We start from the raw sequence: 14,796 nt of genomic DNA on the forward strand, positions 1-14,796 counted from the left end.
GGCGGACCGACGTGAAGGAGCTTCGCATGACCCGATTCCCTGGCCTGCCGGCCACCGCCCTGGCCGCCGCGGCTCTGGCCATCGCCGGCCTCGGCGGCGCCGCGCCGTTGGCGGCCCAACCGGCGGAGAACCCGGCCAATGCCTCCTCCACCGCCACGCTGCCGGAGACGGTGCTGAGCCTCTCGGAGACGGCCGAGGTGCTGCGCGCGCCCGACGAGCTGCGCGCCAGCCTGCGCGCCGAGGCGCGCGGCGCCAATGCCGCCGCCGTCCAGGCGCAGGTGAACCGGGTGATGGAGCAGGCCCTCGCGGCCGCGCAGGGCGTCTCCGGCGTGCGCGCCAGCACGGGCGGCTACTGGACCAACCGTGTCGAGGAGGGCCGCAGCTGGACCGCCTCGCAGACGCTGAACCTGCGCGCCGCCGAGCCCGCGGCGCTGCTGGAGCTGGTCGGCCGGCTGCAGGGGCAGGGGCTGGCGATGGGCGAGCTGAGCTGGCGGCTCTCGCGCGAGGCGGAGACGGCGGCGCGGCAGGAGGCGGGAAAGCTCGCCATCGAGGCGCTGCGGCAGCGGGCCGAGGCGGTGGCCGCGCAGCTTGGCCTGCGGGTGGCCGGCATCCGGCATCTGCGGCTCGACGCGCCGGAGGTGCCGATGCCGCGGATGATGGCGATGTCCACCGCGGCGCGCCGCGAATCGGCCCCGCCGCCGGTCACGGCGCCCGAGGAGGTGGCCGTCGCCTCCACCGCCGCGGCCGAGATCCTGCTGCGCCGCTGAGCGCGCGAGGGGGCCGGGGCGTTTCCTACCCCGGCCCCGCTTCATCTCATGCCTTGGCGGCCTCGTCCCAGCGGTAGCGGAAGTCGCAATGCGTGGCCCCGCCCATGATGGTCTGGGTGCGGGTCATCTTCAGGCGGGGGTCGTAGCCCTGGCAGAAGGCGCCATCCCGGTTGCAGGAGAGGATGGCGCCCAGCTCCTGCAGGCCCATCTCCTTGTAGCTCTCGGCGTAGCGGCAGCGGGTGACGTTGAAATCGAAATTCTCCGCATCCTGCCGCACCACCTCGACACGCAGCGCGTCCTCCCGCGTCCAGCGCGGCTGGATGCTGACGAAGTGCTCGAGCGAGGGCTCCGGCGCCTCGGCCGCCATGCCGGCGGCGGCCTGCTTGGCCAGCTTGACCACGGCGTTGCGCAGGATGCGGCGCGCCGCCTCCTCGCCCAGCTCGGCCGCCATCTCCTCGTAGATGCCCTTGGCGAAGGCGGCCTCGATGCGCCGCTGCTCCAGGATCGACATTGACATAAGGTTCTGCCCCGCTCCGTTTGTCCCGCCGGCCATTGTAGCGGCGGGAGGGGAGGGCGGCGGCGGGTGGGCGCGTTTTTTTCTTCCGCCCGGGCTGCCCGAAGCGCCGGACGGGTGGCATGATCGTCCGACATGTCCGCCACCTTCGCCGGGATCGCCCTGCAACTGGTCGCCATCGCCTTCTTCGTGGCGATGGACACGACCATCAAGCTGATGACGGCGGACTACGCCGTGTCGCAGCTGATCTTCGCGCGCTTCGCCTTCCATATCCTGTTCGTGGCCCTGCTGCTGCGCGTCTTCACCGGGCCGCTGCCCTGGCGGTCCCGCGCGCTCGGGCTGCAGGCGGCGCGCAGCCTCTGCCTGGCCTCGGCCAACTTCCTGTTCTCCCATGCCCTGGCCCATGTGCCGCTGGCCGACGCGACGGCGGTGAACTTCGCCTCGCCGCTGTTCACCGTGGCGCTGGCCGCCATCTGGCTGAAGGAGACGGTGAGCCCGCGGCGCTGGCTGGGGGTGGCGGTGGGGCTGCTGGGGGTGGCGGTGGCGCTGCGCCCGCCCTTCCTCACCGGCGGGCCGATGCCGCACGGGGCGCTGCTGCTGCCGCTCGGCACCGCGCTGCTCTACGGCGTCTACCAGATCCTGACGCGCCGCCTGGCGGGGGTGGACGACCCGCGCACCACCATCCTGCACACCGGCATCGCCGCGGCGCTGGTCTCCTCGGTGGCGCAGCCCTTCGTGTGGGAGTGGCCGCCGGGGGCGATCGGCTGGGTGGGGCTGATGGCGCTGGGCGCGCTCGGCGCGGTGGGCCACGGCTTCCTGGTGCTGGCCTTCGCCCGCGCCCCCGCCAGCCTGCTGGCGCCGATGAGCTACAGCCAGCTCGTCTGGGCCGTGCTGGCCTCGATGACGGTGTTCGGCGACATGCCGGACCGCTACACGCTGCTGGGCGCCGCCATCATCGCCGTGGGGGGTGTGCTGGTGGCTCTGCCGCAGCGGCAGGGCCGGACGGGCGGAACCTAGGCGGAGCCCAGGCGTTGCCCCTGCTGGATTCACCGAAGGGCGCCCCCGGACACCGCCGCCGGAGGGGTGCGACTCGGTCGAGCACTCTTGCGCTTGCGCGGCGGGCGGCAAGCGGGTAGCGGGATGCGGACGCGAGGACAGGGAATGGCCACGACACTCGGAACATCGCGGGAACAGGCGGTTGACAATGCGCTGCGGGACCACCCGCGCGCGGCGCTGGACGCCCACTCGGTACGGGAAGCCTATCGCCGTTGGGCGGGGGTTTATGACGCGGTGTTCGGGGGGGTCTCCTCCTATGGGCGCCGCCGCGCGGTGGCGGCGGTGAACCGCCTGCCCGGCACGCGGGTGCTGGAGGTGGGGGTCGGCACCGGCCTGGCCCTGCCGCGCTACCGCGCGGAGAAGCGCGTGGTCGGCATCGATCTCTCGCGCGAGATGCTGCTCAAGGCCGAGGAGCGGGTGCGCGACGAGCGCCTCGCCCATGTCGAGGGGCTGCTGGAGATGGACGCCGAGTCGATGGCGTTCCAGGACGGTGCCTTCGACATCGCGGTGGCGATGTTCACCGCCAGCGTGGTGCCCGACGCCAAGAAGCTGTTCGCCGAGATGAGCCGCGTGGTGAAGCCGGGCGGGCACCTGCTGTTCGTCAACCACTTCGCCGCCGAGGGCGGGCCGCGCTGGTGGGTCGAGCGCACCATGGCGCCGCTCTCCCGCGTGCTGGGCTGGCACCCCGACTTCGCCTTCAGCGACCTGTTCGATCGCGAGAAGGTGCAGGTGGAGGCGCTGGAGTCCTGTCCGCCGGCGGGGCTGTTCACCCTGGTGCATCTGCGCAACGCCGCCCCCGCCATGCTGGCGGCGCCGGACCGGGCCGTGGCGGCCTGAGGGCCGCCGGGCGGTGTCGCTGCGCATCGCCGAGGATCAGGTCGTCGAACTGGCCGAGATGTTCCGGCTGATGAGCGACCCGACGCGGCTGCGCATCATCCTGGCCTGCCTCGACGCGCCATCCCCGGTGGGGGAGATGGCCGAGCGGATCGGCATCTCCGGCAGTCTCGCCTCGCACCACCTGCGGCTGCTGCGGGCCGCCCGCCTGCTGCAGGCGGAGCGGCGGGGCCGGCAGGTGTTCTACGCCGTCACCGATGCGCATGTGCGTTCCATGCTGGGCGACATGGTGGATCACGTCATCGAGGATGAGCCGGAGGCGGATTCGGCGCCGGCGGGCTGATTCGGCGCCGCGTTGGCGGGCTGGAAAGGTCTGCGGGGCCATTGTGCGCGCGGGCCACAGATGCCCCGCTTGCGCATCGTTGCCCCGGCATCACTTGTGCGGTGCCGGTGGTGGCGATTATGGTCCGGCGAATGTTTCCCCTGGTGTCGGTTCGGGCGCGGGGGGAAAAGGGCCAGGTCGTGCGGTGCGGCTTTGGCTTGTCGGCGCGGTGCGCGCCGGCGCCCAGGTTTATCGGGCGAACGGATTACGAGCGGACGGGATAGGGAATGCGGCGGTCGATCGTTTCGCGCTTCGCGGGCTTGAGCGCCACCCTTGGGGTGGCGGCCATCTCCTTGCTGCAAGGGGCGCCGGCCCTGGCGCAGGGTTCGGGCGGCGCGGATTCCGGCATTGTGGGCGCCCCGGTGCCCTGGGGTATCGATCTGCAGCGGGCCGGCGGCCCGGTGAAGGAGTCGATCCACGACTTCAACCAGCTGGTGCTGTGGATCATCGTCGCCATCACCGTCTTCGTCGGCGCGCTGCTGGCCTATGTGGTCTGGCGGTTCCGCGCCGAGGCGAATCCGGTGCCCTCGCGCACCAGCCACCACACCCTGCTGGAAGTGGCCTGGACGGTTCTGCCGGTGCTGATCCTGCTGGTCATCGCCGTTCCCTCCTTCCGCCTGATCTATTATCAGGACCGGACGCAGGAAGCGGACCTGACGATCAACGTGACCGGCCGGCAGTGGTACTGGCACTACGCCTACCCTGATCAGGGCAATTTCGCCTTCGACAGCTACCCGGTGCAGGAAGCCGACCTGAAGCCCGGCCAGCTGCGCAACCTGGATGTGGATGAGCCGCTGGTGGTGCCGGTGGGCAAGAACATCCGCATCCTGACCAACGGCCAGGATGTCATCCACAGCTTCTTCGTGCCGAGCCTGGGCGTGCAGAAATACACCATTCCGGGCCGCACCATGGAGACCTGGATGCGGGCGGACCACACCGGCACCTATTATGGCCAGTGCAACCAGATCTGCGGCACCAACCACTGGTTCATGCCGATCGTGGTGAAGGCCGTGCCGCAGGCCGAGTTCGACGCCTGGGTGGCGGGGGCGCGGCAGCGCTTCGCGGCCGAGGGCGGCGAGCGCCCGGCGCAGCCGGTGGCCACCGCCGGCAAGGCGCCGGCGGCGCAGGCCGCGGCCGCGGATGACGGTGCGGTTCTGGCGGAGCTTCGCCGCTGACGCGGCGTTCACGAGACGGGTTCGAGAGCGGGACGGACAAAGATGGCGACCGCGTCACACACGCATGACAACCATGGCCATGGTGACCACCATGGCCACCATGATCACACCCCGGGCTTCGTGGCGCGCTGGTTCTTCAGCACCAACCACAAAGACATCGGCATCCTCTACCTGATCTTCGCCGTGGTCGCCGCCTTCGTCGGCGTTGGCCTCAGCCTGCTGATGCGCATCGAGCTGCAGAGCCCCGGCATGCAGATCTTCGCTGACGGCCAGGCCTGGAACGTGGCCGTGACCGCGCATGGCGTGGTCATGGTGTTCTTCGTCATCATGCCCGCGCTGATCGGCGGCTTCGGCAACTACTTCGTGCCGATCATGATCGGCGCGCCGGACATGGCCTTTCCGCGCCTGAACAACATCAGCTTCTGGCTGCTGGTCCCGGCGCTGATCCTGGCGGTGGCGAGCCTGTTCGTGGGCGGCGCCGGCACCGGCTGGACGCTGTACCCGCCGCTGTCGAACAGCACCTACCAGTCCGGCCCCTCGGTCGACATGGCGCTGTTCGCGCTGCACCTGGCGGGCGCCAGCTCGATCCTGGGCGCGGCCAACTTCATCACCACCATCTTCAACATGCGCGCCCCGGGCATGACGCTGCACAAGATGCCGCTGTTCGTGTGGGGCATGCTGGTCACCGCCTTCCTGCTGCTGCTGTCCGTGCCCGTGCTCGGCGGCGCCATCACCATGCTGATCACCGACCGCAACTTCGGCACGGCCTTCTTCGACCCGGCCGGCGGCGGCGACCCGGTGCTGTTCCAGCACCTGTTCTGGTTCTTCGGCCACCCCGAAGTCTACATCATGATCCTGCCGGGCTTCGGCATCATCTCCCACGTGCTGTCCACCTTCAGCCGCAAGCCGATCTTCGGCTATCTCGGCATGGCCTACGCCATGGTGGCCATCGGCGTGGTCGGCTTCGTGGTGTGGGCGCACCACATGTTCACCTCCGGCATCTCAGTGGACACCCGCGCCTACTTCATGGCGGCGACGATGATCATCGCGGTGCCCACGGGCATCAAGATCTTCTCCTGGATCGCCACCATGTGGGGCGGCTCCATCACCTTCCGCACGCCGATGCTGTTCGCCATCGGCTTCATCTTCCTGTTCACCATGGGCGGCGTCTCCGGCGTGAAGCTGGCCAACGCCTCGGTGGACGTGATCCTGCACAACACCTACTACGTGGTGGCCCACTTCCACTACGTGCTCAGCCTGGGCGCGGTGTTCTCGATCTATGCCGGCTTCTACTACTGGATCGGCAAGATGAGCGGGAAGCAGTACCCGGAGTTCTGGGGCAAGGTGCATTTCTGGCTGACCTTCGTCGGCGTGAACCTGACCTTCTTCCCGATGCACTTCCTGGGCGCCCAGGGCATGCCGCGCCGCTACCCGGATTATCCGGACGCCTTCGCGGGCTGGAACCTGATCGCCAGCCTCGGCGCCTATATCTCGGTGGCGTCCTTCGTGGTCTTCCTGTATGTCTGCTACCGGACTTTCGCCGGCAAGGAGCAGGCGGAGGCGAACCCCTGGGGCGAAGGTGCGACGACCCTGGAGTGGCAGGTTTCTTCCCCGCCGCCCTTCCACACCTTCGATGAACTGCCCCGCATCCGCTGAGGCAAATACCGGCTGATGAGCGATAGCGCGATCAAGTCGGGGGGGGCTTCTGCCCCCCTTGGCACATCCACCGACATCGACCTGAGCGAGGTGCGCGACTGGATCGCGCTGCTCAAGCCACGGGTGATGTCGCTGGTGGTATTCACCGGCCTGGTCGGGCTGCTCGTCGCGCCGGGGCATCTGCACCCCGTGCTGGCGGCCACCGCCATCCTCTGCATCGCCGTGGCGGCAGGGGCGGCGGGGGCCATCAACATGTGGTACGACCGCGACATCGACGCGGTCATGCGCCGCACCGCCGGCCGGCCCATTCCCGCGGGGCGCATCCGCGCCAGCTCGGCCCTGGCCTTCGGCGTGCTGCTGAGCCTCGCCTCCGTCATGCTCATGGGGCTGGCCACCAACTGGGTGGCGGCCGCCGTGCTGGCGGGGTCCATCGGCTTCTACGTCTTCATCTACACCATGTGGCTGAAGCGCCGGACGCCGCAGAACATCGTCATCGGCGGCGCCGCCGGCGCCTTCCCGCCGATGATCGGCTGGGCCGCCGTCACCGGGCAGGTCTCGCTCGAGGCGATGGTGATGTTCGCCATCGTCTTCTTCTGGACGCCGCCGCATTTCTGGGCGCTCTCCCTCTTTGCGCATGGCGACTACCAGCGCGCCGGGGTGCCGATGCTGCCCGTGGTGGCCGGCCCCAAGGAGACCCGCCGGCAGATCTGGCTCTATTCCCTGCTGCTGGCGCCGCTGGCCCTGCTGCCGACCGTCATCGGCATGGCGGGCCTGGCCTATGGCGCGGCCGCGCTGGTGCTGGGCGGCTTCTTCCTCGAATCCATGTGGCGCGTGAAGCGCGACGCCCAGGACGCCGAGGGCCGCAGCCTGACCAACGATGCTCCGGCGCGGGCGGCTTTCCGGTTCTCCATCATCTATCTGTTCGTGCTGTTCGCGGCCCTCGCCGCGGACCGCCTGGTGTTCGGCGCATGAGCCCCGTCAAGGGCGCGCCGGGCGGCATGACGCCGGAGGAGAAGGCCGCCTTCCTCCGCCGGCGGCGCGGCCGCAACTACGCCGTCTTCTTCGCCCTGCTCGGGCTGGTCGGGCTGTTCTTCTTCATCGCCATGGCCCGGCTGACCCGGGGCTGAGCCCAGCGACAGGAAGCGCCACCGTGCCCGTCAACGACCCGGATCTCGCCCGCCGCAACCGCCGCGTCGCCTTCGTGGCGGGCGGCATCGTGGCGGGCATGCTCGGCCTCTCCTTCGCGGCCGTGCCGCTCTACACGCTGTTTTGCGCCGTCACCGGCTATGGCGGCACGCCCCAGATCAACGGGCCGGCGGCGCCGGGGGCCGAGGCGGGGGCGCGGACCATCACGGTGCGCTTCAACGCCAACACCAATCCCGGCCTGCCCTGGCGCTTCCAGCCGGGGCAGAACAGCATGCAGATGCAGCTCGGCGCCGATGCGATGGCCTTCTACACGGCCCGCAGCAACGCCGGCACGCCCACCACCGGCATCTCCACCTACAATGTGACGCCGGAGATCGCCGGGCCGTATTTCCACAAGGTGCACTGCTTCTGCTTCGACGAGCAGACGCTGCAGCCGGGCCAGGAGGTGGAGATGCCCATCTCCTTCTGGGTGGACCCCAAGATCGCGCAGGATCCGGCGACGCGGGACATCCGCACCATCACCCTGAGCTACACCTTCTTCCGTACCTTGGCCGATGCCGAGCGCGCCGGCGCCCTGGCCAAGGCCGGCCCCCATGTGGGCAAGAGCAGCGATGCCTCGCCCATCCGCGATCCTGATGGCCGCCCCACGGCAATGCCGTGAGAGGCTTGATCCAAACCCCGTTTTGGGGATTGATGCTCCGCGTATGACGGGGTGACCCGGGGCCGGCCCCTGCCTGCCCCAACCCCAGTGTTCGAGTCCCCTGAGTCGAGACCAGGAAGCCCCATGGCCAGCAGCAACCTGACGGTGGAAGCGGACGTCCCGCCCCCCAACAAGCACCCCTACCACCTGGTCGATCCCAGCCCCTGGCCGTTGACCTCTTCCTTCGCCGCCGGCGCCATGCTGCTGGGGATCATCCTCTGGGCGCATTACGGTACCCGCTGGGTGTTCTTCGTCGGCCTCATCGGCGTGCTGGCCTCGATGTACCTCTGGTTCCGCGACGTGGTGCGCGAGGCCCGGACGCCGGGCATCCACACCCCCGTGGTGCGGCTCGGCATGCGCTACGGCATGATGCTGTTCATCGCCTCCGAGGTGATGTTCTTCGTGGCGTTCTTCTGGGCGTATTTCCACTTCGCCCTGTACCCGGAGCACGTTGCGGGCGCGGAGAAGGCGATCTGGCCGCCGGCCGGCATCCACACCTTCGATCCCTTCCACCTGCCGCTGCTCAACACGCTGATCCTGCTGCTCTCCGGCTGCACCGTCACCTGGGCGCACCACGCCCTGCTGGAGAACGACCGCAAGGGCATGCTGCAGGGGCTGGGGCTGACCGTGCTGCTGGGCATCACCTTCACCTTCTTCCAGGCGGTGGAGTATGCCGAGGCCCCGTTCGCCTTCTCCGGCGGCGGCATCTATCCCTCGGTCTTCTTCCTGGCCACGGGCTTCCACGGCTTCCACGTCATCGTCGGCACCATCTTCCTGGCGGTGTGCTGGTTCCGCGCCTGGAAGGGCCACTTCACGCCGCAGCGCCATTTCGGCTTCGAGGCGGCGGCCTGGTACTGGCACTTCGTGGACGTGGTGTGGCTGTTCCTCTTCGTCTGCATCTATGTCCTCGGCGCCGGCGAGATTGCCCAGCACTGAGTGATACGCGGCCCCGCCTCCTTCCGGGCGGGGTCATATCCCGAGGCAGCCCGTAGGGCTGCCTCGCTTCTTCTCGTACCAACAGCCGCCACGGCCTGATTCGGGTGCCGCCTTGCCGACCGGCCCGTGCCGCGGCCGCGAAAGTCGCCTCCCGATGCCCTGGCGCCGCCTCTTTCTGCCGATCCTCGTTGCCCTGCCCGTGCTGGCCATCCTGATCGGCCTCGGAACCTGGCAGTTGCAGCGGCTGCACTGGAAGACCGCCCTGCTGGCGGAGCTGTCGGCGGCCCAGTCCGGCCCCGCGCGCCCGCTCGGCGCGGAGCCGCAGCCCTGGAGCAAGGTCTTCACCAACGGCACCTTCCTGCACAGCCAGGAATCGCTGCTGGGGCTGGAGGTGCGCGGCACCGTGCTCGGCGCCAACCTGCTGACGCCGCTCTCCCGCCCCGATGGTCCGCCGGTGCTGGTCAACCGCGGCTGGGTGCCGCTGGACCGGCCGCAAAGCATCGCGCGGCCGGAGGGTGTGGTGCGCGTCGAGGGCTATGTGCGGCCCGACGAGCCGCGCGGCCTGTTCAGCGCCGAGGACGACCCGGCGGCCCGCCGTTTCTATACGCTCGACATCAACCGCATCGGCCCGGCGCTGGATGTGCGCGGCCTCGCGCCCTTCGCCCTGGTGGCGCTGGCGCCGCCCGGCCTCTCCCCGCAAGCCCTGCCGCAGCCGGCGCGCAGCCTGCCGCAGCCGCCCAACAACCACCTGGGCTATGTCATCACTTGGTACGGGCTGGCGCTGGCGCTGATGGGCGTCTTTGTCGTCTGGGCCCGTGCCCGCCTGAAGGAATCCGCCGCGTGAGCACAGCTGCCCCGAGCACCGCCGCCCCGAGCACCGCCTATGAGCGCCTGAAGACGCGCTTCGCCCGCATCGCCACGCTGGGCGAGGCGCAGGCCATGCTGCACTGGGACGCGGCCGCCATGATGCCCCCCGGCGGCGCCGAATCGCGCGGCGAGCAGCTCGCCACCCTGGCCGGCCTCTCGCACGAGCTGCTGGTGGCCCCCGTGATGGCCGAGGAGCTGGCCGCCGCCACGGCGGAAGGGGAGTGGGACGCCGCCAACCTCGAGCTGATGCGCCACGCCCATGCCCGCGCCACAGCCCTGCCGGGCGCGCTGGTGGAGGCCACCGCCCGCGCCAACGCCGCCTGCGAGACGGTGTGGCGCGAGGCCCGCGCCGCCTCGGACTTCGCCCGCGTGCAGCCCTACCTGGCCGAGGTGGTGCGGCTGCAGCGGGAGAATGCCGCGGCCCTTTCCGCCGCCACCGGCCTCGCCCCCTATGACGCGCTGATGGAGGGTTACCAGCGCGGCATCGGCGCCGCCGACGTGGCCCCCATCTTCGCCGCCTACGAAACCTTCCTGGCCGAGGCGCTGCCGCGCGCCGAGGAGATCCAGGCCCGCCGCCCGGCGCCCATCGCCCTGCGCGGGCCGTTCCCGGTGCCGGCACAGAAGGCGCTGTGCCACGAGATGGCCGGCCGCGTCGGGCTGGATTTCGCCCATGCGCGTCTGGATGAGAGCCTGCACCCCTTCTGCGGCGGCATCCCCACCGACGTGCGCATCACCACACGCTACACGGAGGAGAGCCTGGCCCAGGCGCTGCTCGGCGTGCTGCACGAGACGGGGCACGCCCTCTACGAGCGCGGCCTGCCGGCGCACCATGCCCGCCAGCCGGTGGGCGAGGCCGCCGGCATGGCGGCGCATGAATCGCAGAGCCTGATCATCGAGATGCAGGCGGCGCGCTCGGATGCCTTCCTGGGCTTCCTCGGCGGCCGTCTGGCGGAGGGCTTCGGCGGCGAGACGGCGGCCTATGCGCCGGAGAACCTGGCGCGGCTCTGGCGCCGGGTGGAGCGCGGCTTCATCCGCGTCGATGCCGACGAGCTGACCTACCCGGCGCATGTCATCCTGCGCTTCCGGCTGGAGCAGGCGCTGATCGGCGGCGAGCTTGCCGTGGCCGACCTCCCCGGCGCCTGGAACGAGGGCTTTTCCCGGTTGCTCGGCATGGGGCCGCCGGATGATGCGCGCGGCTGCCTGCAGGACATCCACTGGCATGACGGCGCCTTCGGCTACTTCCCCTCCTACACGCTGGGCGCCATGGCGGCGGCGCAGCTGATGCGGGCCGCGCGCGCGGCCGTGCCCGGCCTGGACGAGGCCCTGGCCAAGGGCGATTTCGCCCCGCTCACCGGCTGGCTGCGCGAGAAGGTGCATGGCCAGGGCTCGCGCCTCGGCTTCCAGGACCTGCTGCGCGCGGCGACCGGCAAGCCGCTCGACCCCTCCGACTTCATGGCCCACCTCAACGACCGCTACCTCACCGACTGACAGAAGAAGATGAGGGAGGTCCGGAGGGAGAATTCCTTCTCCCTCCGGCCTTTATGTGGTTTGGCCCCGCGCGCATAAAGGCTGCCAGAGAGAGTCGGCCCCCGGCATGAAGGGGGCCGGGGAAGGGCCGCCATGCAGAACAGTGACGACATCTGGCGCCGGGTGGAGAGCAAGCTCCCCCGCTACACCGCGCTTTCGGACCAGGTCTGGTCCACGCCCGAGCTGAACTACGCCGAGCACCGCTCCGCCGCCGCCCATGCCGAGGTGCTGGCGGAGGAGGGTTTCCGCGTCACCCAGGGCGTCGCCGGCATCCCCACCGCCGTGATGGGCGAGGCGGGCGAGGGCGGCCCGGTCATCGCCATTCTCGGCGAGTATGACGCGCTGCCGGGGCTCAGCCAGGAGGCGGGCGTCGCCGAGCACCGCCCCATCGAGGCCAATGGCAGCGGCCATGGCTGCGGCCACAATTTGCTCGGCTCCGCCTCGCTGCTGGCCGCGGCGGCGGTGAAGGACTGGCTGGCCGAGCGCGGCCTCAAGGGCCGCGTGCGCTACTATGGCTGCCCGGCCGAGGAGGGCGGGTCCGCCAAGGGCTTCATGGTCCGCGACGGCGCCTTCGACGATGTGGACATCGCCATCTGCTGGCATCCGGCGCCCTTCTCCGGCGTCAACAAGCCGCGCTCGCTGGCCTGCATGGAGGTCGACTTTTCGTTTGTTGGCCGCTCCAGCCACGCGGCGGCCGCGCCGCATCTGGGGCGCAGCGCGCTCGATGCCGTCGAGCTGATGAATGTCGGCGTCAACTACATGCGCGAGCACATGCCGAGCCATGCGCGCATCCACTACGCGTTGCAGGATGCCGGCGGCATCGCCCCCAACGTGGTGCAGGGCAAGGCGCGGGTGCGCTACCTGGTGCGTTCGCTGACCATGGCCGAGGTGCTCTCCCTGCTGGAGCGGGTGAAGAAGATCGCCCAGGGCGCCAGCCTGATGACCGAGACCAGCGTCACCCACCGCGTGCTGAGCGCCGATGCCGAGCTGGTGGCCAACCCGCCGCTGGAGCAGGCCATGGAGGAGAATTTCCTCCGCCTCGGCCCGCCGCGCTTCGACGAGGACGACAAGGCCTTCGCCCGCCAGATCCAGGCGACGCTGACGCCAGACGAGATCACCGCCGCCTATCGCCGCGCCGGTCTCGACCCCATCCCCGGCGAGGCCCTGGCCGAGCGGCTGGTGCCGCTCTCGGCGCCCGAGCCGGCGGGTATCGGCTCCACCGATGTCGGCACCGTCTCCTGGAAGGTGCCCACCGTGCAGGCGCGCGGCGCCACCTATGCCATCGGCACGCCGGGGCATTCCTGGCAGCTCGTGGCGCAGGGCAAGGCGCCGGCCGCGCACAAGGGGCTGGAGCATGTGGCCAAGGTGATGGCCGGCACCGCCCTGGACGTGCTGACCAACCCCGAGCTGCTGGCCCGCGCCCGCGCCGACCACGCCGCCCGCACCGCCGAGATGCCGGACGTCTTCCCGATCCCGAAGGACGTGCCGCCGCCGCTCGACATGGCCGCCGGCCACTGACCGGCCGCCCCTTCCGGCGCCGCCCAACCCGGCGGGCGGCTCCGGAGCCCTGTTCCCGCGCGCCCTTCCATCCCGAAACCGGAACACCGGACCCATGACCACCTTCCGCACCGCCACCCTGCTGGCCGTTCCCCTGGCCGCGCTGGCTGCCGGCACCGCGCCGGCGCCGCTGCGCGCGCAGGAGCTGCGCGTCGGCCTCTCCGCGCCGGTCACCTCGATCGATCCGCATTTCGCCAATGCGGCGCCCAATTCCTCCTTCGCGCGGCACATCTTCGACCCGCTGGTGGTGCGCGCCCCGGATGGCCGCCCGGTGCCCAACCTGGCGCTCTCCTGGACCGCGCTGGAGGACAACCTCTGGGAGATCAGGCTGCGCCCCGGCGTGAAGTGGCATGACGGGCGCGACTTCACGGCCGACGACGTGGTGTTCACCTTCGGCCGCGCGCCGAACGTGCCGAACAGCCCGGCCAGCTTCGGCGGCAGCCTGCGCACGGTGAAGGCGGTGGAGGCGGTGGACCCGCTGACGCTGCGCATCACCACCTCGGCGCCGACGCCCAACCTGCCGATCGACCTCGCCGCCATCGCCATCGTCTCCCGCCATGCGGGGGAGGGGGCCAGCACGGCCGACTACAACAGCGGCAAGGCCGCCATCGGCACCGGCCCCTACAAGCTGGTCAGCTACGCCTCCGGCTCCAGCATCGAGGTCTCGCGCTTCGATGGCTGGTGGGGGCCGCGGCAGGACTGGGAGAAGGTCACCTTCCGCATCATCCCCAACCCCGGCGCCCGCACCGCGGCGCTGCTCTCGGGCGATGTGGAACTGATCGCGGCGCCCTCCTCCTCCGACCTGCCGCGGCTGCGGCAGGAGGCGAACATCCGCATCTTCGAGCGGCAGGGCTCGCGCGCGCTGTTCCTCTCGCCGGATTTCAGCCGCACCGGCGAGTCGTCCTACATCACCGACAATGACGGCAAGCCGCTGCCCACGAACCCGCTGCGCGAGCTGAAGGTGCGGCAGGCGCTCTCCCTCGCCATCAACCGGCAGGGGCTGGCGGAGCGGGTGCAGCAGGGCATGGCGGAGGCCACCGGCCAGTGGATGCCGCCCGGCGCCTTCGGCCACAACCCGGCCGTGCCGGTGCCGGCCTTCGACGTGGCGCGCGCCCGCGCGCTGCTGGCCGAGGCGGGCTACCCGCAGGGCTTCCGCATCACGCTCCACGCCAGCAACGACCGCTACCCGGCCGACGCGCAGACCGCCCAGGCCGTGGCGCAGATGTGGAGCCGCATCGGCGTCGCCACCACGGTCGAGACGCTGCCCTTCGCCACCTACCTGACGCGCATGGCGAAGCAGGAATACTCGATCGTGCAGAACAGCTGGGGCAGCAGCACGGGCGAGGCCGGCAGCGTGCTGCTGAACATCGTGCACAGCTACGACCAGCCCCGCCGCCTCGGTGCCAGCAACGACACGCGCTACGCCAACGCGGCGCTGGACGCGCAGATCGCGGAGGCGCTCTCCACCATGGACCCGGCCCTGCGCGAGCAGCGCGTGGCCGCCGCCGTGAAGGCCTCGGTGGACGACCTGGCGCTGATCCCGATGATCCTGTTCAAGAATGCCTGGGCCGCGCGCCGCCCGCTCACCTACGAGCCGCGCATGGACGAGCAGACCCTGGCGATGGGCATCCGCCGCGAGAACTGACAGGAAAAAGAAGGGGGCCAGGGGAATTCCTTCC

At 70.7% G+C, this 14,796-nt stretch carries 15 protein-coding genes; 14 read left to right on the forward strand and 1 reads right to left on the reverse strand.

What is annotated here, in order from left to right:
- Positions 1-26 precede the first annotated feature (26 nt).
- A complete protein-coding gene (locus CR165_RS09030; RefSeq protein WP_109516637.1) occupies positions 27-767 on the forward strand; it encodes an SIMPL domain-containing protein in 741 nt (246 codons plus the stop codon).
- 46 nt (positions 768-813) lie between these two features.
- Here the strand turns inward: CR165_RS09030 and CR165_RS09035 are convergent, their stop codons facing one another.
- Positions 814-1,284: an L-2-amino-thiazoline-4-carboxylic acid hydrolase gene (locus CR165_RS09035; RefSeq protein WP_109516638.1), complete on the reverse strand. Its 471-nt coding sequence runs from the start codon at positions 1,282-1,284 to the stop codon at positions 814-816.
- Positions 1,285-1,416: 132 nt separating this feature from the next.
- Between CR165_RS09035 and CR165_RS09040 the strand changes: the two genes are divergently transcribed.
- From CR165_RS09040 to CR165_RS09095, 13 genes are all read left to right on the forward strand, one after another.
- Positions 1,417-2,298: a DMT family transporter gene (locus CR165_RS09040; RefSeq protein ID WP_109516639.1), complete on the forward strand. Its 882-nt coding sequence runs from the start codon at positions 1,417-1,419 to the stop codon at positions 2,296-2,298.
- A 144-nt stretch (positions 2,299-2,442) separates the two neighbouring features.
- Positions 2,443-3,174, forward strand: a complete 732-nt coding sequence (locus tag CR165_RS09045; RefSeq protein WP_109516640.1) for a class I SAM-dependent methyltransferase — start codon at positions 2,443-2,445, stop codon at positions 3,172-3,174.
- 13 nt (positions 3,175-3,187) lie between these two features.
- Positions 3,188-3,514 (forward strand): ArsR/SmtB family transcription factor, encoded by a 327-nt coding sequence (locus CR165_RS09050; RefSeq protein WP_109516641.1) that lies wholly within the window; start codon positions 3,188-3,190, stop codon positions 3,512-3,514.
- Positions 3,515-3,813: 299 nt separating this feature from the next.
- Positions 3,814-4,728, forward strand: coding sequence for a cytochrome c oxidase subunit II (gene coxB, locus CR165_RS09055; protein ID WP_456316314.1), 915 nt, complete (start codon positions 3,814-3,816; stop codon positions 4,726-4,728).
- 42 nt (positions 4,729-4,770) lie between these two features.
- Positions 4,771-6,384, forward strand: coding sequence for a cytochrome c oxidase subunit I (gene ctaD / locus CR165_RS09060; protein ID WP_109516643.1), 1,614 nt, complete (start codon positions 4,771-4,773; stop codon positions 6,382-6,384).
- Positions 6,385-6,399: 15 nt separating this feature from the next.
- The gene (locus tag CR165_RS09065; RefSeq protein ID WP_109516644.1) at positions 6,400-7,356 is read left to right on the forward strand and encodes a heme o synthase; all 957 of its coding nucleotides are present in this window, start codon (positions 6,400-6,402) and stop codon (positions 7,354-7,356) included.
- Positions 7,353-7,511: a hypothetical protein gene (locus CR165_RS24985; RefSeq protein WP_181378081.1), complete on the forward strand. Its 159-nt coding sequence runs from the start codon at positions 7,353-7,355 to the stop codon at positions 7,509-7,511. The genes CR165_RS09065 and CR165_RS24985 overlap by 4 nt, the downstream gene beginning before the upstream one ends.
- Positions 7,512-7,534: 23 nt before the next feature.
- Positions 7,535-8,191, forward strand: coding sequence for a cytochrome c oxidase assembly protein (locus CR165_RS09070; RefSeq protein ID WP_109516645.1), 657 nt, complete (start codon positions 7,535-7,537; stop codon positions 8,189-8,191).
- Positions 8,192-8,314: 123 nt separating this feature from the next.
- Positions 8,315-9,166 (forward strand): cytochrome c oxidase subunit 3, encoded by an 852-nt coding sequence (locus tag CR165_RS09075; protein ID WP_109516646.1) that lies wholly within the window; start codon positions 8,315-8,317, stop codon positions 9,164-9,166.
- 154 nt (positions 9,167-9,320) lie between these two features.
- A complete protein-coding gene (locus tag CR165_RS09080) occupies positions 9,321-10,010 on the forward strand; it encodes an SURF1 family protein (protein ID WP_109516647.1) in 690 nt (229 codons plus the stop codon).
- Positions 10,007-11,521: a carboxypeptidase M32 gene (locus tag CR165_RS09085; RefSeq protein ID WP_109516648.1), complete on the forward strand. Its 1,515-nt coding sequence runs from the start codon at positions 10,007-10,009 to the stop codon at positions 11,519-11,521. The genes CR165_RS09080 and CR165_RS09085 overlap by 4 nt, the downstream gene beginning before the upstream one ends.
- A 132-nt stretch (positions 11,522-11,653) precedes the next feature.
- On the forward strand, positions 11,654-13,078 hold the full coding sequence (locus tag CR165_RS09090) for a M20 family metallopeptidase (RefSeq protein WP_109516649.1): 1,425 nt from the start codon (positions 11,654-11,656) through the stop codon (positions 13,076-13,078).
- Positions 13,079-13,172: 94 nt separating this feature from the next.
- Positions 13,173-14,762, forward strand: a complete 1,590-nt coding sequence (locus CR165_RS09095; RefSeq protein ID WP_181378071.1) for an ABC transporter substrate-binding protein — start codon at positions 13,173-13,175, stop codon at positions 14,760-14,762.
- The last annotated feature ends 34 nt before the right edge of the window (positions 14,763-14,796 follow it).

Source organism: Teichococcus aestuarii, assembly GCF_003116135.1.
GTDB classification, from domain to species: Bacteria; Pseudomonadota; Alphaproteobacteria; order Acetobacterales; family Acetobacteraceae; genus Pseudoroseomonas; species Pseudoroseomonas aestuarii.

Excerpts from the sequence above, each read along its gene's own strand:
- CR165_RS09030 (WP_109516637.1), top strand. The coding sequence starts at position 27 with ATGACCCGATTCCCTGGCCTGCCGGCCACCGCCCTGGCCGCCGCGGCT.
- CR165_RS09080 (WP_109516647.1), top strand. The coding sequence starts at position 9,321 with ATGCCCTGGCGCCGCCTCTTTCTGCCGATCCTCGTTGCCCTGCCCGTG.
- CR165_RS24985 (WP_181378081.1), top strand. The coding sequence starts at position 7,353 with ATGAGCCCCGTCAAGGGCGCGCCGGGCGGCATGACGCCGGAGGAGAAG.
- CR165_RS09035 (WP_109516638.1), bottom strand. The coding sequence starts at position 1,284 with ATGTCAATGTCGATCCTGGAGCAGCGGCGCATCGAGGCCGCCTTCGCC.
- CR165_RS09090 (WP_109516649.1), top strand. The coding sequence starts at position 11,654 with ATGCAGAACAGTGACGACATCTGGCGCCGGGTGGAGAGCAAGCTCCCC.
- CR165_RS09045 (WP_109516640.1), top strand. The coding sequence starts at position 2,443 with ATGGCCACGACACTCGGAACATCGCGGGAACAGGCGGTTGACAATGCG.
- CR165_RS09040 (WP_109516639.1), top strand. The coding sequence starts at position 1,417 with ATGTCCGCCACCTTCGCCGGGATCGCCCTGCAACTGGTCGCCATCGCC.
- CR165_RS09095 (WP_181378071.1), top strand. The coding sequence starts at position 13,173 with ATGACCACCTTCCGCACCGCCACCCTGCTGGCCGTTCCCCTGGCCGCG.
- ctaD (WP_109516643.1), top strand. The coding sequence starts at position 4,771 with ATGGCGACCGCGTCACACACGCATGACAACCATGGCCATGGTGACCAC.
- CR165_RS09065 (WP_109516644.1), top strand. The coding sequence starts at position 6,400 with ATGAGCGATAGCGCGATCAAGTCGGGGGGGGCTTCTGCCCCCCTTGGC.
- CR165_RS09075 (WP_109516646.1), top strand. The coding sequence starts at position 8,315 with ATGGCCAGCAGCAACCTGACGGTGGAAGCGGACGTCCCGCCCCCCAAC.